This is a genomic window from Tullyiplasma multilocale ATCC 49900 (genome assembly GCF_000483165.1).
Taxonomy (GTDB): domain Bacteria; phylum Bacillota_I; class Bacilli_A; order Mycoplasmatales; family Mycoplasmataceae; genus Tullyiplasma; species Tullyiplasma multilocale.
On the sequence record NZ_AXXW01000007.1, the window covers coordinates 39,042 to 59,985 of the forward strand.

At 30.9% G+C, this 20,944-nt stretch carries 17 protein-coding genes, 4 tRNA genes and 1 other annotated feature; of the genes, 1 reads left to right on the top strand and 20 read right to left on the bottom strand.

The genetic code is table 4. The features are described 5' to 3' along the window. Positions 1-88: 88 nt before the first annotated feature. The 7 genes from G319_RS09410 to rpmG all read right to left on the bottom strand — a co-directional run bounded on the left by G319_RS09410 (position 89) and on the right by rpmG (position 9,338). Entirely contained in the window at positions 89-649 is a 561-nt protein-coding gene (locus G319_RS09410) for a M48 family metalloprotease (protein ID WP_026389525.1), read from the bottom strand. Positions 650-788: 139 nt separating this feature from the next. Beyond that, positions 789-974 (bottom strand): hypothetical protein, encoded by a 186-nt coding sequence (locus G319_RS09415; protein ID WP_026389526.1) that lies wholly within the window; start codon positions 972-974, stop codon positions 789-791. Between the two features lie 109 nt (positions 975-1,083). Continuing rightward, positions 1,084-5,547: a PolC-type DNA polymerase III gene (locus G319_RS0102405; protein WP_026389527.1), complete on the bottom strand. Its 4,464-nt coding sequence runs from the start codon at positions 5,545-5,547 to the stop codon at positions 1,084-1,086. 10 nt (positions 5,548-5,557) lie between these two features. Continuing rightward, a complete protein-coding gene (locus G319_RS09420; RefSeq protein ID WP_026389528.1) occupies positions 5,558-6,796 on the bottom strand; it encodes a site-2 protease family protein in 1,239 nt (412 codons plus the stop codon). 16 nt (positions 6,797-6,812) lie between these two features. Then, positions 6,813-7,895: a phosphatidate cytidylyltransferase gene (locus tag G319_RS09425; protein ID WP_051350868.1), complete on the bottom strand. Its 1,083-nt coding sequence runs from the start codon at positions 7,893-7,895 to the stop codon at positions 6,813-6,815. Between the two features lie 138 nt (positions 7,896-8,033). Then, positions 8,034-9,113 carry a M24 family metallopeptidase gene (locus G319_RS0102420; RefSeq protein ID WP_026389529.1) on the bottom strand — a complete coding sequence of 360 codons (1,080 nt, stop codon included), beginning with the start codon at positions 9,111-9,113 and terminating at the stop codon, positions 8,034-8,036. Between the two features lie 81 nt (positions 9,114-9,194). Then, complete coding sequence (rpmG, locus tag G319_RS0102425; RefSeq protein WP_026389530.1) at positions 9,195-9,338, bottom strand: 50S ribosomal protein L33; 144 nt, start codon at positions 9,336-9,338, stop codon at positions 9,195-9,197. A 232-nt stretch (positions 9,339-9,570) separates the two neighbouring features. On the opposite strand from rpmG, the gene G319_RS09430 reads away from it, so the two are divergent. Next, complete coding sequence (locus G319_RS09430; RefSeq protein ID WP_026389531.1) at positions 9,571-10,713, top strand: lipoprotein; 1,143 nt, start codon at positions 9,571-9,573, stop codon at positions 10,711-10,713. A gap of 98 nt (positions 10,714-10,811) precedes the next feature. On the opposite strand, the gene G319_RS0102435 is transcribed toward G319_RS09430, so the two are convergent. The 13 genes from G319_RS0102435 to G319_RS0102495 form a co-directional block, all read right to left on the bottom strand. Continuing rightward, positions 10,812-10,900, bottom strand: a tRNA-Leu gene (locus G319_RS0102435). A gap of 26 nt (positions 10,901-10,926) precedes the next feature. After that, positions 10,927-11,002, bottom strand: a tRNA-Lys gene (locus G319_RS0102440). Between the two features lie 5 nt (positions 11,003-11,007). After that, positions 11,008-11,082, bottom strand: a tRNA-Gln gene (locus G319_RS0102445). 7 nt (positions 11,083-11,089) lie between these two features. Beyond that, a tRNA-Tyr gene (locus tag G319_RS0102450) sits at positions 11,090-11,173 on the bottom strand. A gap of 233 nt (positions 11,174-11,406) precedes the next feature. After that, positions 11,407-12,372, bottom strand: coding sequence for a lysophospholipid acyltransferase family protein (locus G319_RS0102455; protein ID WP_035358815.1), 966 nt, complete (start codon positions 12,370-12,372; stop codon positions 11,407-11,409). Between the two features lies 1 nt (position 12,373). Further along, complete coding sequence (locus G319_RS0102460; RefSeq protein WP_026389533.1) at positions 12,374-12,856, bottom strand: dihydrofolate reductase; 483 nt, start codon at positions 12,854-12,856, stop codon at positions 12,374-12,376. Next, positions 12,849-13,184 (bottom strand): holo-ACP synthase, encoded by a 336-nt coding sequence (locus tag G319_RS0102465; RefSeq protein WP_026389534.1) that lies wholly within the window; start codon positions 13,182-13,184, stop codon positions 12,849-12,851. The genes G319_RS0102460 and G319_RS0102465 overlap by 8 nt, the downstream gene beginning before the upstream one ends. Positions 13,185-13,246: 62 nt before the next feature. Continuing rightward, positions 13,247-13,735, bottom strand: a complete 489-nt coding sequence (locus G319_RS0102470; RefSeq protein WP_026389535.1) for a deoxycytidylate deaminase — start codon at positions 13,733-13,735, stop codon at positions 13,247-13,249. A gap of 1 nt (position 13,736) precedes the next feature. Beyond that, complete coding sequence (locus tag G319_RS09435; RefSeq protein ID WP_026389536.1) at positions 13,737-15,143, bottom strand: hypothetical protein; 1,407 nt, start codon at positions 15,141-15,143, stop codon at positions 13,737-13,739. A gap of 1 nt (position 15,144) precedes the next feature. Further along, positions 15,145-16,071, bottom strand: a complete 927-nt coding sequence (locus G319_RS0102480) for an RluA family pseudouridine synthase (RefSeq protein ID WP_026389537.1) — start codon at positions 16,069-16,071, stop codon at positions 15,145-15,147. 1 nt (position 16,072) lies between these two features. After that, on the bottom strand, positions 16,073-16,873 hold the full coding sequence (locus G319_RS09440) for a signal peptidase II (protein ID WP_051350869.1): 801 nt from the start codon (positions 16,871-16,873) through the stop codon (positions 16,073-16,075). 11 nt (positions 16,874-16,884) lie between these two features. Continuing rightward, positions 16,885-19,614: an isoleucine--tRNA ligase gene (ileS, locus tag G319_RS0102490; RefSeq protein ID WP_026389538.1), complete on the bottom strand. Its 2,730-nt coding sequence runs from the start codon at positions 19,612-19,614 to the stop codon at positions 16,885-16,887. A 39-nt stretch (positions 19,615-19,653) separates the two neighbouring features. After that, positions 19,654-19,869: a binding site (T-box leader), on the bottom strand. Positions 19,870-19,915: 46 nt separating this feature from the next. Beyond that, positions 19,916-20,896, bottom strand: coding sequence for an alpha/beta hydrolase family protein (locus tag G319_RS0102495; RefSeq protein WP_026389539.1), 981 nt, complete (start codon positions 20,894-20,896; stop codon positions 19,916-19,918). Positions 20,897-20,944 lie beyond the last annotated feature (48 nt).

Consider the following 20,944-nt stretch of genomic DNA (forward strand, 5'->3'; position numbering starts at 1 on the left):
ATTTCCCCCACTTTATTTTAAGTATAATCTCAGAATAATATTATTGTGAGATATTGATCATATAATAAATAAAAAAATAACCTCTCGGTTATTCTTGTTCTGAAGAATCTGTTTCGATTGCAATGATTTCTTCTTTTTGCATCACTTCATTATTTTCTACTTTTCTTGAAAATTTGATTTTGAAGTACTCTATTTTAATAACACTTGTTAAGTAAATTCCGTATCCTCAAATTGCTAATAAAATTATATTCAATACGAAGAAAACATAATAAATTGAAACAACACTATGATCAATACCTTTTCTAGCAGCAAATGTTAATCCAAACATCACAAACATAAGGATAAACATTATAAATCATGAAGCGAAGTTTACAATTCAATACTGGCTATTAATCTTATCATTACCTTTTCTTTGTTGCGTAATAATAAAAGTTTTGTAAAATGCCAATATCACGAAAAGCAATCCCATTATCAATGATAATGTCCCTAAACCAGATAGTTTAGTTAACTTCAAATTCTCAGCTATTTTAGCTTGGTCCATTGAAATGAAACCTTGACCTATTAAAACAAACCCAAACACAAACATTACGATAGTTGAAATCAACATCAAGAACATTCCTGTTTTATTTTTTTCAAAATTATTTCTCATAATACCCTCCCATAAAAGTTACATATATATTTTTAATTATATAAGTAAAACTCCAAAATAAAAACGAATTCCTTCGCTTTTCGTTTTTATTTTTTTATTAACTTTTTTTAATTAATATAGAGTACTTTTAAATAAATTTCTAATTAATTAAGACTTTTATATTAGTTGTCAATATTATCATCGTGTCATCTATTTTTCCAGGTAGTCCATGACTTGCACTAGATCATATTATTTCAATTACTATAATCCCTGTTATAAATCCAATAATGGCCAAAGTTGCAAGAATAAGAAATACTATTAAAATTCGTTTGCGTCATTTTTTCATATTTTAGATACCACCTCATATTTTCATGATAACACCATTAATAAATTAGTCCCTAATCAAAAATTAATAAAAAATCTACTTTCATTTTACCGAAAGTAGATTAATAAAATTAGAATTCAAATGTTAATTGTTCATCTCCTGATAAGGCATCAGTGATTTTTAAGTCTTCAAATATTTTTAATTGAGTTTGAGTTACTTGAGTTCTATTTTTTAAATCCGTAATTGAAGAGATTGGTTTAATTTCTCTTGCTTTTACAATAGATTCTCCAGCAGCTGTTCCTAATGAATCAATAACATCAAATGGTGGAATAATAACTTTGTTCTCGTCTACTACAAATCTTGAAGCTAATGATTTTTCAAAATCAATGTTTTTAAATTTGATCCCACGAGCAAACATTTCTAGTAATACCTCATATGATATTTTTAAGTCATCATCTTTTTTAGTCATTTTTTCACCATGACTTGAACGGTATTCCATCTCTTTAATTTTGGCAGCAACTGCTTCATAACCACCAAGAGCTGCTTTTAAATCGAAAGCATCAGCTCTTGTAGAAAAGAATGTTGCATAGTATTCAGCAGGATAATACACTTTATATCATGCAATTCTATATGCCATTAAAACGTAAGCTGTAGCATGGGCTTTAGGGAACATATATTTAATTTTTAAACATGAATCGATATATCAATCCGGAACTGCACATTCATGCATAGCATTAATTCATTCCTTAGTTAAACCTTTACCTTTACGAACTGATTCCATGATTGTGAAAGACATAGTTGCATCCATTCCCATGCTCATTAAATAAACCATAATGTCATCACGACAACCAATAACAGTTGAAATGTTGGCAATACCTTCTTTAATTAATTTTTGAGCATTCCCTAATCATACGTCTGTTCCGTGTGATAATCCAGAAATTTGAACTAAGTCAGCAAATGTTTTAGGTTTTGTTTCTCGTAACATCCCTCTAACAAATGAAGTTCCGAATTCAGGAATTCCGATAGCCCCAGTAGTTTCACCATTGATTTTGTCAGGTTCGATACCCAATTGGTCTAGTCCTGAGAATAATGAATAAACATTTTCATCATTTGTTGGAATAGTGATTGGATCAACTCCTGTAATATCTCTTAAAATTTTAAGAGCAGTTGGGTCAACGTGTCCCAAAATATCCATTTTTAATAAGTTATCGTGGATTGAGTGGAAATCGAAGTGAGTTGTTTTTCAAGCAGCACTTTGATCGTCAGCTGGATAGTTAACAGGTGTAAAGTCTTCAATGTCGTATTCACTTGGAAGAATAATAATTCCACCTGGGTGTTGACCAGTAGTTCTTTTAACCCCTTCAGCTAAACTAGCTAAACGCTCAACTTCAACTTTACGTGGTTGATTAAATTCGTCGTATTTTTCTTCCATATAACCTTTAACATAACCAAATGCTGTTTTGGCAGCAACTGTAGAAATTGTTCCGGCTCTGAAAACATTGTTTTCACCGAACATTTCTTTTGTAAAGTTGTGAGCTGTAGGTTGATATTCTCCTGAGAAGTTTAAGTCGATATCAGGAACTTTATCTCCATCGAAACCTAAGAAAGTTTCAAACGGAATATCGTGTCCATCACCAATTAATTGTTCATTACATTCAGGACAATTAGCTTTTGGTAAATCATATCCACATTTTACTTCAGGTGGAGTATCAAAGTTTGAGTATTTACATTTCGCACAACGGTAGTGAGCTTTAAGTGGATTAACTTCGGTAATATTTGAAGCTGTTGCTACAAATGAAGAACCAACAGAACCACGTGATCCTACTAAATATCCATCGTTTAGTGATTTCTCTACAAGTTTGTGAGAAATTCAATAAATAACAGCAAAACCATGTTTAGTAATAGATGATAATTCTTTTTCCAAACGAGCTTCAACGATTTCTGGTAATACTGGTCCATATAAATCATGGGCAGTTTCATAACATTTATCTCTTAATAAAACATCTACATTCTCAATATATGGAGTATATGAACCATCTCTAACAGGTACTACATCTCCATCAATCATGTCATTAATAATGTTTGTATTTTCAATAACAATCTTATTAATTAATTCTTTATCTTCTAATCAAGCAAATTCGCTTAACATTTCAGTTGTTGTTCTAAGGTGTTGATCAGGGTTATCCTTAACACGACCTTTAAAGTCGTATAATGGGTGTCTTCTTCCCCCTAATCCCTTAGCTGATATATAAACTTCACGAATTTGTTTTAATTCTTCATCAGTATAATGGGCATCACTTGTAGCTACTACTAATTTATTATGTTTTAAAGCAGCATCAATGATTATTCTTACTGTTCTCTTAAGTTCATTTTCATCCAATGAATCATTTTGTAGTAAGTTTTTATAAACGCTTAGTGGTTGAACTTCTACATAGTCATAGAATTGAATTCTTTTTTCTAATTCTTCAATTGTATTTGTTCTAGCTATATCAAAGATCTCTCCATTAACACAACTTGTTCCAAATAAAAGATTCCCATTTTTTTGTAATTCTTCTAATTGTTGTTTAAAGATTTTTGGTCCACCAAAGTATTGTTCGGTATGAGTTAATGAAACTAATTTATAAAGTTCTTTTAACCCTTTCATGTTTTTAACCAATACAGTTGTATGGAAACCACGTGAACGAACATAGTTCATGTTATCTTTATCATTTTCAGGATTTACTTTATTTCAATCAGTATCAATATCAATACTCATAGTTTTTCTTAAATCAGCTCACATGTGCTCGTAGATGTCAGTTAGAACATCGGCATCATAGTCCCCACGGTGAGCAACTTTATCATCGTATAAAATACCATTTTTCTTAGCAACTGTTCCTAATCTGTGATTTGAAAGAGTTGGATACATCGCTCTGGCAATTGTTAATGTATCAATAACTGTATTTGTTAACTCTGGATATCCTAATTTTTTAGCATAACTATTCAAGAAGTTGAAGTCGAAGTTGGCATTGTGGGCAACTAAAATAGCTCCATCAATAATTTCATATATTTTCTTAAATGCTTCTTCAATTCCTGGTTTATCCTCTAACATTTCATCAGTGATGTGAGTTAAGTCTTTTGTAAATTGTTTTAATGGTTGTTCTGGTTTGATCAAAATGTCGATCGCTTCTCTTGAACCATTTTTATAATCATAAATTACAGCTCCAAACTCGATGATTTCATCAAATTCTGGAGATAGCCCTGTAGTTTCTAAATCGTAAATAACTAATTTGGTATCTCTTAAACTTTGACCTTTTGGGTTTTTAACATATCAAAGATCACCTGGTAACATTGTCATTTCTAAACCATAAATCATCTTCAATTTATTATCTTCAGCACGACCTCTATTAGCATTTTTAATCGCAGCATATGCATCAGGATAAGCTTGTACATTGTGGTGATCTGTTAAAGCAATAGCATTTCAACCTCATTGATCTGCTCTCTTAACATAATCTCCAACGTTTGAAACGGCATCCATCGCACTCATTTTTGAGTGAGTATGCAATTCAACACGTTTAATTGGAGCAGTATCTTTTCTTGTTTCAACTGCTTTGTCAAGTTTTTGAAAGTTGTCGATATAGAAAACTTGTTCCATGTCGTATTGAGAGAAGTTTGTCTTACCTTTAATAGCAATTCAATCACCTTTATTAATGCGTTGTGCACGCATTTCTTTGGCATTATCTGCTGTAGCTTCTTCTTCTGTTAAATCATCAAATAAGCATGAATTTTCATCTTTTGCAAAGTAGATAGCTTTGATAGATGATTTGTGATCAGTTATCCCTAAAGAGTAAATTTTTCTTCCGGCTTTAGAAGTTTTAACATCTTTAGTCAATACCATACCATGAACAACAACATTCTGAGCATCATCATCTAAATCTAAAATCGATTCATAAGTTGGGGTATCTAATTTAACCGCAAAACGTTTAAAAGTACTTCCATTACTTTGGTAAGTTGGTTTTGAATCTTGTCCACCAAATTGGTTTTGCATTGCTGCAGCTTCAGCTTTTTTAGCAGCAGCAGCTTCTAAATAAGCTTTTTCTTTAGCAGCTCAATATTCATCACTTATTGGAGTTACTTTAATTTCAAATTTAAGACCTTTAAAACCATATTGTTTTAATTTAGCATCACTATAATCTAATTCTCTTTGTAATTCTTCTTTTTGAGTTTCAGAATCTACATCGAAAATGATTTTGTTTTCGTCGATATCAAATTTATAAGCGTCTTTTTCAACAAAGTTTCAAGCTCCACCTTTATTTTGACATTTCTCTTTTTTAATAAATTCTAGATAATCTCAAATAATATCATTTTCTATCATTTGGTGTTTTACATTTACTATCAACTTCATCTTAATGTAGTCATTTTTACTAAATTTATCATTAATTTCTTTTAAGATTCTTATTGGTAAAAAGTTAGCTACTCCAATATGGATATAAGCTTTCCCTTTAGTTTGAGAAATAGCAATTTGTTCAACTAATTTTGCATTTTCAAAATACCCTAAATCTAGCTCATCTAAGCTAATTTGAAGTCTATCAAAAATATTTTTTATTCTTTGATCCATGTTATTTCTCCTATCCTAAAAATAAATCTTTTAATGTGATTATTAAAAATAATCCGATAAATAATATTGCTCCAATTGAATAAGCAATTATTTTATATTTACCACTTAATTCTTTTCTAACCACAGCTTCAGCTGCATTTTCTAAGAATTTGTATCCATCCAATGGAGGAATGGGCAACATATTTAACATAAATAAGTTAGCCGATATTCCTGCCACATATAAAAAGAATGTGTCTGGTGCTTTAATCATATTAGCTGTTTGATTGGCCATACCAAGCGGACCTGACAACGCTTTAATATTACCAGTAAACAATTGCCCGAATGCCTTAAGTAATGCAATTGTTTGTTCACCAGTTTCTTTTCACCCGTATGCATATGCCTGAGTTGTGTTTTTGAAAATTCTACTTGGTGGTGTGATTCCTACTGATATTTTATTATTAGCTTTTCAAGATGAAGAATCATTTACCCATTGTGTTGTTTTAAAGTCTTCTGCTTTAAATTTACCCATATGAGGAACGATTAACTCACGATATGAAAAACGTATATAAATCTTTTCAAAATTATCTTGTTTTTTAAAGATATCTTTGTCAAACGCATTAATAAAATTATAAACAATTTTACGGTAATTAGGTGCTCACATTCCCCCATCAGAGATGGTTTCGTCAGTTTGTACCCCACCCTCAATATTTGTAAAAATTATATTCGAAGGTTCATCCAAGTAAGCTTCCCAACCTGTAATTACAAAGTTTTGGCTTTCAATTTTAAGTTCAGGTTCATTTTCTTTTATTGCTTTATAGGCAATACTTGTATCATCAAATCTTTGCCCATAAAAACTCATATCGTTTGGTTTGGCTAAAGTTGCCATAAAAATAGTTGTTATTAAAAACACAGCAAATAAGAAGTTCATCAATGGTCCTGCAATAATGAATAGAGCTTTTTTTCAACGCTTTGTGTATTCCATCTTTCTTTCATCAGGAATTAAATCAGCTTCATCTTCACGACCAACCGGTGGATCACTTCTATCTGAAGCAATTGAAACAAATCCTCCTAATGGAATAATCCTGATTGAATATCATGTTTCCTTACCTTTGTAAGTAAAGATTCTTGGTCCAAAACCAACTGAGAACTCATAAACGAAAGCTCCAGTTAATTTAGCAACTAAAAAATGTCCAAATTCATGGAGCATTATTAGGAATAAAATTGCTAAGATACCTATAAAAAAGGCACCAACTATTAATCCTGCGCTCATGAATGGACACCTCTTTCTAGTTCATTGCGAATGTAATAAAGAACATTACAAAGAATACTAACATGAATGAATCTAATCTATCTAAAACTCCTCCATGTCCTGGAATTAAGTTTGAATAATCTTTGATTCCAAACATTCTCTTAATTGCACTAAACATTAAGTCACCCATTTGACCTAAGATTGAAATTAAAACAGTTAAGATAACATATAAGAAACCTGGAGCTCATGATCCAATGTGGCTTTCCATAGGTTCAAATATTTTGTAAAATGGAGCATATTCTTTTGAACCATCAACATAGAATAATGTTAATGTAAAGATAATTCCAAGTGCGATAGCAACACTTGAACCAATTATGGCACCTTCTCAAGTTTTTTTAGGACTGATTTTTGGCGCTAATTTGTTTTTACCAAATTTACGTCCACCTAAGTATGCGAAAGTATCTGTGAAGATAATTGTTGATCAAATTCAAATAATACTTGTAAATGAATATGTCGGAATGTATTCTGCTAACTCGTTTCCAGTTCCTACGAAATTTTCAGGTTCAACTGATAATGAAATATTTGAGAAACCTTTCATCGCAAATACAATAACAATTGTAATAGCAAAACTGATGAAAACATTTTTAAATGAAGCATTTTCAGCTCATTTAAATACCCCAAAGATGATTACAACTAACGCAAGAATTATTAATAAAGAAACTCATCATGTTGCCATATCAGGAACATCAATTGCTCTATACAAGAAGACTTTACTTAATGTAGTTCATGTCCCCATTGGCATAATAAATACAAAGATTGCAGCCGCAATTAAAGTTGCGTGATGGTATCAAACCTTGATTCCTAGTACTCTGTTGATTTCAAAGATACTCATTCCGATAATTGCTGATGTAATTATAATTGCAATATATCCTGGAATGTCTTTAACGACATCATTTATTTCTCCTCTTAATAATTCTGTATGAATTATCGGAAGAGCTAAATAGATAGCCATTAAGATAACCATAACAATAGCTGAATATAATCTAACCTGTAAATCAGTTTTCACTTTTTTAGGCTCCATAGCTTGATTATCTTTATTTTTAAATAATAATTTACCCATTTTTCCTCCATAAACAATATTAGTATTATTTTATCAATTTTTGGGTCAAAAGTATATTATCTCCCCTGCTAACTTTGAACTTTAAACTTAAATTATCTAAATAAAAAAGTAAACCTTTGACGGTTTACTTTATTGTTTTTATTTATTGTTGATGAATAATAGTTCTCTAGGTGAACTTGTTAACATTTTGCTTCCTTCAGTAGTTACAATAACGTCATCTTCAATTCTTACTCCACCCAATCCTGGAACATAGATTCCTGGTTCAACTGTAATAGTCATGTTTTCAGCTAAAATTGATTGGCTTGTCCCATTTTCATATGGTTCTTCATGAATTTCTACACCAATTCCATGTCCTAATCCATGATCGAAGTACCCTTCATATCCAGCTTCAGCAATAAATTTTTCAACTTCTCTATGAATATCTCCAGCATTTTTACCAGCTTTAACTAAAGATAAACCTAAGCTTTGAGCAGCATAAACTGTATCGTAAATGTTTTGTAATTTAGCATCTAATTCATTTCCTAAAACAAATGTTCTAGTTTGATCTGAACAGTACCCGTTATAGAAACATCCCATATCTAAAGTGATTAATTCACCCTCAACTAAAACTTTATCAGTTGGAACAGCATGAGGCATACTTCCGTTAATTCCACTAGCAACAATTGTGTCAAAACTTAATTTGTCAGCTCCGTTTGCAAAGAATCTATCTGAAACAAATCTTGATAGATCTTTTTCAGTAATTCCTGGTTTAACTCAAGCTACAACTTCTTCAAAGACAGTGTTTGTAATATCGCAAGCTTTTTGAATTTGAGCCAATTCTCATTCTTCTTTAACCATTCTCATTTTTGAACAGTTAACAGGAACTAATGTTTGTTCTGCAAACATTTTATCAAATCCTTGATATTGGTTATAAACAACTCAATCAGATTCGAATCCTAATGTTTTAACTCCATCACGAGCTAAAACTTTTTTCATTTCTTCTCAAACGTTTTTACCGAAGTGAATTACTTCTGTAATGTTTTGTAAATCAGTTTTGTTTCTAGCTGCAGTTATATATCTTCCATCTAAAAATAGGTATGATCCTTTTTTAGTGATAATTAAATATCCCATTGATGAATGAAATCTTGAATATCAGTAACGATTTTCAGGTGAATATAAGATAACAGCATCTGTATTATTTTCTTCTAATAAATTAAGTACTTTTTCATATTTAGTCATAATTTTATTCTCCTTTTTACCCTTTGGGTATTATTAGTATTTTATAACCAAAAGCATAAAAAAAATAGTCTTTTATTAAGACTATTTTTTTTGTTTATGAATTTCGTGTTTGTTACAGTTTGAACAGAATTTTGAAACTTCGATTTTTGGTAATTTTTTATCGTTTTTTCCAATGTAGTTTTCATTTTTACATACTGTACAACGTAAAATATATTTATCGCGCATATTAACATTCACCTCTCTAAATTCATAATATTACTAGAACATTATGCATATAAGTCTTAAACTTACTTGCTTTTTAATAATATCAATTATCATTCTACTTTTCAACATAAAAAAACTTTTTTTGTATTAATTATTTATATTAATAATTCTTTATTAGTTCTAATTATAGTAAAATATTATTAATTATTGATTTATAGGTATATTATATCCTATTTAATAAATGGAGGTAATTATGAAAAAGTTATTAGCAATCCTTGGAGCTGTTGGTTTAACAGCAACTGCTGGTTTAGCAGTTGTCGCATGTAGTGACAGTTCTGATAAAGATTTTAAGAAAGTTCAATCATGAATTGAAGACACTAAAGTTCAATACAAAGATGGAAAAGTTACTAAAAAAGGAAGCTCAATGGTTTTATACATTGGTGCTAAAGATAATAACTCTTCTCTTTCTTTTGAAAGTGCCATTAAAGAATTTGTAGGAGCTGGATCTGATTTACAAACAAACTTAGATGTTTTATCAAAAATCACTAACCCAAACGAAGGAACTACTAAAACTACTAAAGCTTGATCTGATATTTATACAGGTTGATCTTCACAGTTAGGTAATCCATCAACACCAAATCAAGAAATTGCTTGAAATCAAACAAACGAAGTTAAATGAAATAAAGATAAATCTTTATGACAATTATCAGATACTTCTCAAGAAGGTAAATACATCGGTTATAACACTGAAGTTGAAGCAATGGATACAAACGTAAACTTCAAAGCTTTAACAATTAAAGAAATTGCTGATTTATTCAAAAGCGGATCAACTAAGTCATTACTAAGTGATTACGTTAAAAAAACTGTTGCTCAAACACTTTACACATCAAACCAAGCAAGTGCTGGAGATGTTAAAGCTAAAGAAATAACAGAACAAGTTGATGCTATTGTTAATAAATTATCTAGCAAAACAGGACCAATGTTCTTAATCATTAAAAACGGTGTTTTAACTGGAATGGTAAATGGATTTGAAACATTTATGGAATTCAATAAAAATACAGATAAATCAATTGATGGACAAAAAGGTATTTCAAAAGAAGAAGCAAAAGCTATTAGAGAAGAATCTCTAATTACCCTATTTAAAAATATTGCCAAAGAATTTAACGGATCAATCGTTGATTCAATCGTTAATGGTCAAAGAATTAACTTAACAGTTAACTCAGATCAAAGCGATAATGAAACTGGAACAACTTATAAATGACAAACATGAGATAAAGGTGTTACAAATGATGAAGATGATGCATCAAGTGAAACTCCAAATGAACCAGAAGAAGAAACTGAAGAAGAATCAACAGATACTTATTCATTCAAAAACATTTCAGATAAATACTTATAATAGTTTGAATCTCTTCGGAGGTTCTTTTTTTATCCCCTCTTTACTAAAGATAATTTTAGACAAAAAAAATCAACCCGAAGGTTGATGTAATTTTCGAATGGTCCCCAAGGCCGGACTTGAACCGGCACGGGATATAAAGCCCGCTGGATTTTAAGTCCAGTGCGTCTACCAGTTCCGCCACTTGGGGATAAAAAATCCTAATATAAAAATAAATGGTGACTCGTCGGAGATTCGAACTCCGGACCCACTGGTTAAAAGCCAGTTGCTCTACCGGCTGAGCTAACGAGTCATGATTGGTTGGGCTAGCAGGATTCGAACCGGCGCATGAAGGAGTCAAAGTCCTTTGCCTTACCGCTTGGCTATAGCCCAATAAAAATGGTGGAAGGGGAGGGATTCGAACCCCCGAACCGAAAGGAAGTGGGTTACAGCCACCCGCGTTTAGCCTCTTCGCTACCCTTCCATATTAATAATTGTGCTGACTTCAGGATGAACCTTCAAGCTGAACCAGTTCAGCTATTCGTCTGCTTTGTTTTTTGTTGTCCCTTTAAGGACTTTATTATTATACAAAACTTATCCTTAGTTTGTCAATCCTTTTTTAGCAATAATTGATAAAAATCAATTACTTTTTAATTATTAAATAAATGGGCTTAAAAATCAATATGGAATATATAAAAAAATAAAAAAAATCGTTGATTAGTCAACGATTTTGAAAAGATCTTTAAATGATTTTTTCTTTTTACCTTTTTTAGCATTTTTCTCTGCAGCTTTTACTTCACGTTCTAAATCTTTGATGTCTTTCTTAGTTAATTTTTTTAACTCGTATTTCATCTCTTTGTTTTCTCATTCAGTCATGTTTGCCACTACTTCTTTTCTAACATTTTTAGTTAAATCTTCAGTTTTTAAAGAAATATGTTTAATTGGCATAATTGGTTTACCAAATACCACTTTAACTTCGACACGTTTAGGTCTGTCTTGGGCAAACACTTGGTGTGAGTTAATAATTGTTACAGGAACAACTGGTGCATTAGCCATTTGAGCTACTTTCATTGAAGCTGGTTGGAATTCTCCAATTTCTTGACTTCCACTTCTTGTACCTTCAGGGAAGATAGCTAATGAACGTCTATAGTCAACAACTAAGTCTTTTCCTTCTTTGAATGCTTCTAATGCACTTCTTGGACTCTTACGGTCTAAAGGAATTGCATCGATTAATCTAACGAAGTTTCCAAAAGTTTTATCTTCTCATAATTCTTGTTTAGCAATAAATGCTAAAGGTTGTTGTTTTGAGAAATCATTAATCGCTAATAAGATTAATGGATCAATATTTGATTGGTGGTTAGGAGCTAAGATAATTCCTCTATCTAATCAGTTTTCTAAACCTTCAACTTTAATATCAACATTTAATGTATATAACATTTTGTTAACAGCTTTTTTTAATCATTCATATCTATACTCTTCTGAATATGTATTTGGATCATTTCTGTTTTTCTTAACAATTTTTTTAGCTTTTCTTTTGATATGTAAAAGTGGAACTCACATGTAAGTCATCTTTAACGGATCTAAATTGTTTTTCTCTTTATTCTTTTCTCTAGTTTCAACTACTTTATCAGTTGAAACTTCAACTTCTAAATTAGCTTCTTCTTTTATGATTGTTTTAGCCATCTTAGTTACCTCTATAATATTCTATGTAAAACTCATCAAAGTCGATTTGTTTTACTTTACTTAATTTATTGTAATTGAAATTACTTATATAAACATCACCTTTATAAGGTTTTTTAATAATACTTCTAATTATTTCATCGGTTTTATCAAAGAATAAATCAAATACTTGACTACCTCCAATAACATAAAGGTATTTATCCGGAACACCTTTATATTCAGCCACTAATTCATCAATAGACTCAACGAATTTAAGATTATCTGTTTCTTGTCCCTGATACTTGCTAGCGTCTCTTGTAAGGACGTAATTTAGCCTTTTAGGCAGTGCTTTACCATTCATCGATTCAAATGTCTTACTTCCCATTAAAATACTGTGATTTAGGGTTGTTTGACGGAAATGTGCCATTTCTTCTTTAATAGATCAAGGTAATTGATTATTAGCTCCAATTACCCCTTCTTCAGTTTGTGCTCATACTAGACTAATCATTTTCTCTTACCGCCATTCCTACAGAATAATTATTTTCATGTGAAATAGATATGAATATTTTCCCTAAGTTTTTATTCAGAATTATTGGTGCTTTACCATCATATCCAATTTCAATTTCATTAGGTGGAATATACTCATGATCATCTAAAGTTTTGATGATTGCTTCTTTAACAGCTCAACGTCCAGATATAAATCCTAGACGTGCTTCATCGTTTTGAAAAGTTGAAATCCTTTCAAGTTCTGAGTTAGTTAAAAACTTTTTCAAAAACTTCTCATCAAGATTAATTCTTTGATTCTCAACAATATCAATTCCTACTTTTTTAATCATATTTATTCCTCCTGATTCTATTTTATCATTTATGAGTAATAAAAAAGTAATAGATTACTCTATTACTTTTGTCCTGTTACTTGAATGTTAATTTCTAAGTTTGGTAATTGTTCATAGACAACTCCAGCAGCATCCAACATCTTACGAGATGCCACACACTCTTTTGAGTCATGATATTTATCTTCCATGAAATAAATCTTTTTAATACCAGATTGTAAAACAATCTTAGTACATTCATTACATGGGAATAAAGTTACATATAAATCACAATCAGTTAAGTCAGCTCTCGCACTAACAATTGCATTTAATTCAGCATGAGCTACATAAGGGTATTTTAAATCCCCTCAATCTCCCTCTGCATTATCTCAAGGGAATGAGTCATCATCAACCCCACGAGGAAAACCATTATAACCAGTTGAAATAATTTGATTTAATTTATTTACAACAACCGCTCCAACTTGAGTTGAAGGATCTTTACTTCTCATAGCACTGGCAGTAGCTACGGTCATAAAATAAGGTTTTCATGATAAATAATCTTGTCTTTTCCCCATATTATTTAACCCCTCATATATTAGCAACAACTTGACTAGATAAAGTTAAAACTTCACTATATTGATTAACACCATAGTTAATAAATACTTGTCCATTTGATGCCATTTGGAATTTAATGTCTCATCCAATATTTTGAACGATTTCATTCATTCCATCAATTTTACCAAACACTTTATTTTGAGCATAGAATTTCAATGCTAATAAAACATCATAATTATAAGCTGGAATTAAGTGTGGTTTGATAATGAATACTAATGAAGCCACTAAAAGCGCTGCCAACATTAAGAACATTATCATATGAGTTCAATTTCATTTCTTCGGCTCTGATTTTAAAATACCATAAGCTGCAGATCCGATTGCAAGTGATAATAATGAAATTGCAATTTCCATAGAATTACCTTTTAGTAAAGGAATTAAAATCAGTAATACAACTGGTCAAATAGCTTTCATTTTTGAAAACTTAGCCGCTGGTGTTTTATCTCCAGCAACATCCATGATTAAAATACCAGAAACTATTCCAAGAATTGGCATAATTCCACCAGTTGATACTTTTGGTAACGTTGCTGATGCAAATAGACCAATTAGGATGTAAGCGATGATAAATGCTATTGCAAATTTACCAGCGCCATATTTTTTCGCATTTAATCTAACTTCAGTTATTTTAGAAGTTGTAAATAAGGCAAATCCGGCAAAAAGTGTAAATAATACACCCATTATCATTCCACTATAAGTTGGTGCAAATCCTCATGTAAAGATTCTTCATCATTGACCACCAAGAATTGTTAGTGAGTAATTAGTACCACCAAAGATAATTGTTGATAAACCTGCAAAAGAATTAGTTTCAGCTGCAGGAACTACGAATGTTGAAATGATTGTAAACAACAATGGTGTAATAACAAATAAGAATAAAATAAATCAACTTACCGTAACTTTATTATGTTTAACACTTGTTACGAAGTTTTTAAAACTTTTGATAGTCTCTTCTGGTGATTGATTTTCATCAAAAGCATTTTCTGCACTGGAATCTTTTTTTGTTTCAAACTGAATTAAATCAGCGTTTGCAAAAAATGGTTCCAATGAGGCTTTAACACCTTCGATATCTGTGATAATTCTTATCATTGTTCCATTATCTTCAAATACTTTTTGTTCTTCATTATTGATAACTAATTTTAAAACCTTAACTTGTTGACGCGAATTAGCTTTAACCTTCTCAACGATATAGTTTAATTCTGTCTCTTCTAAAGCATCAGAAACTTTATTTGAAATTTTAATAACTTCGATTTCTGATTTAGGTGAATATAAATAGATAACGTCTGAAGAAACTTTAGATTTGTAAGTTTTATAGCTTTCATTTTTAGTGAAAAACTTAACTAACCCCTCTTTAATTTCTTTATAAGTAAAATTCATTCTATTCAACTCCTCTCAACTCATTAATTCTATCAAGCATTTCTTGAGGTAATGGAGCAGTAAATGTCATTTCCTCTTTTGTGATTGGGTGATTAAATACTAATTTTGATGCATGTAAGAATTGACCAAAATCAGTAACTTTATCAGTTAGACGTCCATAAACTGGATCATTCATAACTGGGTGTTTAATGAAATTGAAATGTACTCTAATTTGGTGAGTTCTTCCAGTTTCAATTGAACATCTAATTAATGTTGAGTTATCAAATCTTTCGATAACCTCAAAGTTTGTTTTAGCGTTTTTTGAATTTTTGTGAGTAACCATCATTTTTTTACGGTCGTTATTGTGTCTTCCAATCGGAGCATCAATAATTCCCTTATTTTCTTTGATTTCTCCTCAAACAATAGCTTGATATTCTTTGTAAACTTCATGATGTGCAATCATTTCTGACATTACTCGGTGAGCCACATCGTTTTTAGCTACAATTAATAATCCTGTTGTTTGTTTATCAAGACGGTGAACAATCCCTGGACGTTCAACTCCACCAATTGATGATAAGTCATCAATAGCTTCCATTAAACCATTTACAAGAGTTCCAGAAGTGTTTCCAGCTCCTGGGTGAACTACGACATTATTTGGTTTGTTAATTACTAAGATATCTTTGTCTTCATAAATAATTTCAAAGTCTACTTTTTCAGCAACAATTTCAGTTGATTTAGGAGCTGGTATGTTAACAATAACTACATCACCTGGAAAGATATTAACTTTTTGTGATGGTGCTACTTCACCATTGATTTCAACATGCCCATCTTTAATTAGTTTTTGAATAAAAGCACGAGAATAATCGTGACCTTCTTTCAACCCTTCAGATAAGAACTTGTCTAATCTATCGCTTTTAGCAGTAGCTTTAATTTTTATAGTTTTATTCATACTACACCCCTTTTTCATTTCTTTGTGTTGCTATTTTGATTAATTTATAAAGTGGAATACCACCAATGATGGTAAATCCTCCACCGATTGCAAATCCTAAGATTCACTCATCGATACCTTTTATACTCATTATTATAATTGAAGTTATCAATAAAGAAAAACTTATAACTGTAATAATTGCGAATATGACTAACATTCTTACTAAATTAGCTTGAATACCTTTATTTCAGACCTTATGAAATCTTCTTTTGTAAAATTCATTTCATCCTTCAAGAATAGCTGCTAGTATCAATAATCCGATTCCTATATTAACTCACATGTCAGCCAAGTTGAAGATATATCCATTAGATCCTCATAAAGCGAAGTCCCAGACAAACATATCAACAACTGCCCCTTTTAATCCTTCTTGACTAGTTCCGATGATTGCTGGAGCTCATGCTCGAGCAATTAAGTTAGCTATTGAGCCGGCCATTAAGAAAGTTAGTGCAATTAATCACTTCTTATCATTTATGAAGATAAATGCAATTGTGATTACCAAAGTGGCTAATGTGGCTAATGTAATTGTTAATCCAAGATTATCAGCATTAGCTCCACCAGCACTCCCTGGATTTAAAATATATTGTAATTTAACAATCCCAGGGATAAAGTCCAATTTTTGACCTTGTTCCATGTAAGAAACTGTTAAACCTTTTGAAATTCAATCTAGTGCGACCAACACAACAAAAATTGGTGTACAGACAATAAGTTTGTAACGTCAATTATAGTTATGATTTTTAAGTCATGTTGTTATGTTTAATCACATAGAATGTCCTCCTATTTATTTACAACATCATTACAACGATCACAAATTTCATCGTTGATTAATGTATCAAATACTCCTCAACATCTTTCACATTTTAGACCATCACGTTTTTCAACAGATGTAAATGAAATTTGTTGTTCTGTAAATTCATTTGTTTTTTCAACAAAGTTAATTTGACTTACGATGAACAATTGAGCTAAATCAGTCAAAGCAGATAATTCTTTAAATTCTGGTTTTAATTCAATATTAACAATCGCTTCAAACCCTTTGTTAATTAATTTGCTTTCACGAGCAACTTCTAACGCTTTATTAACATCATCACGCAATGTTAATACATTATTTCATTTAGCTACAAATTCAGCATCACATTTAAAGTCTTGAACTCTTGAGTCTAATAAGTGAACTGATTTTTCTTTATTTGCTAATGGCATTGCTTGGTAAACTTCTTCTGTTGTGTGAACCAAGATTGGTCTTAAGATATCAATTAAAGCTCATAGTTGTTCAAATAAAACTGTTTGAACTTGACGACGTCTAATGTTATCTTCAGCTTCAATATAAAGAATATCTTTAATGAAATCTAGGTAGAATGAAGATAAATCTTTTGTTACATAGTTGATTACTAAGTTGTAAACTGTGTTGTATGATAATTTATCAAATGCTTCACTCGCTTTGTTTTTAAATTCTGTTAAATTATTTAATGCAAATTGATCAACTTCAGTTAATGATGTTTGATAATCTTTTGTTGCATCAAAATCAGATAAGTTAGCTAAGATGAATCTCATTGTGTTTCTTAATTTTCTGTATGTTTCAGAAACTTGTTTAATGATATCTTGTCCAATTTTTTGATCATCAGTGTAATCTGTTGACGCCACTCATAATCTTAAAATATCAGCTCCAAGATCATTTGAAAATTCTGTCGGATCAATTCCATTTCCTAATGATTTAGACATTTTACGTCCTTTTTCATCAAGAGTCATACCACATGATGTTAAGTGTTTGTAAGGTTTTGTTCCACCATAAACTGTTGCATTAATCATTGAAGCGTTGAATCATCCACGGTATTGATCGTTTCCTTCTAGGTAAAGATCAAATGGTAGATTATATTCTGGGAAACGATCTTGTAAAGCAATTGCTGAAGATCCTGAATCGAATCATACATCTAAAATATCTTTTTCTTTACGTAAGTTTTGTCCACGGTATTGTTCAGGTAAGAAAGTATCTGCTGGTTCTTTGAATCAAGCATTTGTTCCCACTTCAGCAATTTTAGTAATTGCAAAGTCTAAGATTTCATTGTTTAATACTAATTCATCATTTTGGTCGTAGAAACCAATGATCGGTACCCCTCATAATCTTTGACGTGAAATTGTTCAATCATTTCTATCATCAAGTACTTGGTATAAACGTTGTTTAGCTCATTTTGGATTTGTTGTAATTTCATCAACGTTTGCTAAGATTTCAGCTTTAGCTTTATCTAATCCAATAAATCATTGTAATGTACATCTGTAGATAACTGGTTTTTTAGTTCTTCAGTCATGTGGGTATGAGTGAGTAACAAATTTTAATTTTAATAATGCTTTGTTGTCTGCTAATCTCATTCCAATTTCTTTATTTGTGTCATCGTAGAATTTACCTACTAATGATTCGTCATAAATTGCAATTTCATCTGTGAAACATCCTTGGTTATCAATTGGTGCAAATGGTTCCATTCCGTTGTTTTTAACGATCATGTAGTCATCTTCTCCAAATCCCCCAGCGATGTGTACTAATCCAGCTCCAGCTTCGTCAGTAACGTGGTGTCCACCAACTACTTTAGAAATTTTGTCATTGTATAATGGGTGAGCATATTCTAAACCAACTAGTTCAGACCCTCTCATTGTTTTAATAACTTCAACATTTTCTCATCCAATTGCTTCAGATACAGTATCAATTAAAGTTTCAGCGATAATGAATTGTCTTTCATCATTTGAAGGTTTAACTAATGCGTAACTCATTCTTTCTCCAACTGCAATTAATTGGTTTGAAGGAATTGTTCAAGGAGTTGTAGTTCAAATTACTAAATTAGCCCCTTTGTTGATTAATTCATTACCATTTGTAACTTCGCAAGCAACATAAATTGTTGGAGATTTAATATCAGCATATTCAATTTCAGATTCAGCTAAAGCAGATTCACTTGATGGAGATCAGTAAATTGGTTTAAGAGCTTTGTAAATCATTCCTTTTTCATACATTTTTTGGAATAATCTTAATTCTGAAATTTCATAGTTATGTTCCATAGTTACGTATTTTGTATCGTAATCTGTAAACATTCCTAAACGTGTAAATCCAGCAGTTTGAATTTTGATTTGTTCATTTGCATACGCTTCACATAATTCTCTAAATGCTACAGGATCCATTGCTTTACGATCAACCCCAGTTTTAGTAACTGCAGTTTCAATTGGTAAACCATGAGTATCTCATCCCATAATAAATGGTGCTTTGTACCCATTAGCATTTTTTCATCTAATGATCATATCTTTTAAAGTTTTATTTAAAGCATGTCCCATGTGGATTGAACCATTTGCATATGGTGGCCCATCATGTAACATGAATAAAGGTTTTCCTTCATTAAGTTTTAATTTTTCGTTGTAGATGTTTTCTTCATCTCACATTTTTTCAAAGATAGGTTCTTTTGTTCCTAATCCAGCTCTCATATCAAAATCAGTTTTACCGATTAATAATGTATCTTTATATTTGTTTGCCATTTTTCTATAATCTCCTTTTATAAAACAAAATCGCTCCTAATAAGGAGCGATTTAGCCGCGGTACCATCCTAATTAATAAACACTATTGTTTATCATCTCAAGGTTTTAACGGTGCCACCGCAGAATTCTACTCAATTGCTTTTTCTTTTCTGTTTAAAAATAGTGATAATCCTATTATTAGTTAACTGATTTGCACCAACCATCAGCTCTCTGAGTAACATCATAATAGAACATTGTCTATTTCGTTTATATTCTTATTTATTATATATTCTTTTGATTATCTTTTAAATAAGTTTTTTGATTATTTTTCTTCTGGAAGTTGATGTTTTTTAACAAACTTCAATGAGATTTTCTTATACTCTTCTTCGAACTCGATTAATGATTTTGTATGGTGGTATCCATCGTCAAAAATCTTAACCTCATTTTTAGTATCATTTTCAATATTATTTTTAATATCACACATTCTGAAACTATCTAAATAATCAGTAACACGATCATATCTGTTGTGGAAGTATAACATCGGGATGTAAGTTTTCTTAGGTTCTATTAGATTGATAAATCCAAGCCCTGTAAGGTCAACTCCATACTCTTCACGATAGATTGCCATCATATCGTTTAAAACCTCTTTAGCATACCCTTCAAACATCTTAGGCGAGTTATTAGTAATCATTCTTTCTAATAACATCGGAACAGACATATATGCCGAATCAGCTATCCCTCAACGAATATTAGCTTTTTTAATTAATTCTGTTTCAGTTAACATGAAGTGATTTAAAGTAAAACCACCCATACTTGTTCCAATTAATCCAATTTCAGAAACCTTATAGTTTTTAGTTAATCATTCAACTGTTGCTATTAAATCTCATTTCTCACGTAATCCTCAAGATACAACATCAACTTCACTTCCACCATGATTTCTAAAATCAAAGGTAATAATGTTGTATCCTAATTGACGATAGTGTCATGTTAAGTACAATACATCAAATCTTGATGAATTAAATCCATGGATCCCAACAATTCATTTTGTTGAAGGTTTATCATTCAATCAAATACTTGCAGCAATTTTAATGCCATCTTTTGAAGGATATAAAACATTTGCATTTGGCTGTTTGTATTCAGATATTCCTAGTTTCTTATTTGAATTTCTTGTAGTTGGTGATAAATCAAACATCTTAACAACGTTTAATCTTGCATTAGTTCCATCTTCTCTTTCGAAGATAGTTTTTGAAAAGTGTGAGTTTCACATTGTAATCATTGCACGAGCTAAACTTGAATATGCCATATCTTCCCTCTTTTCATTTCTTTAATTATATCAAAATTTTAATAAATA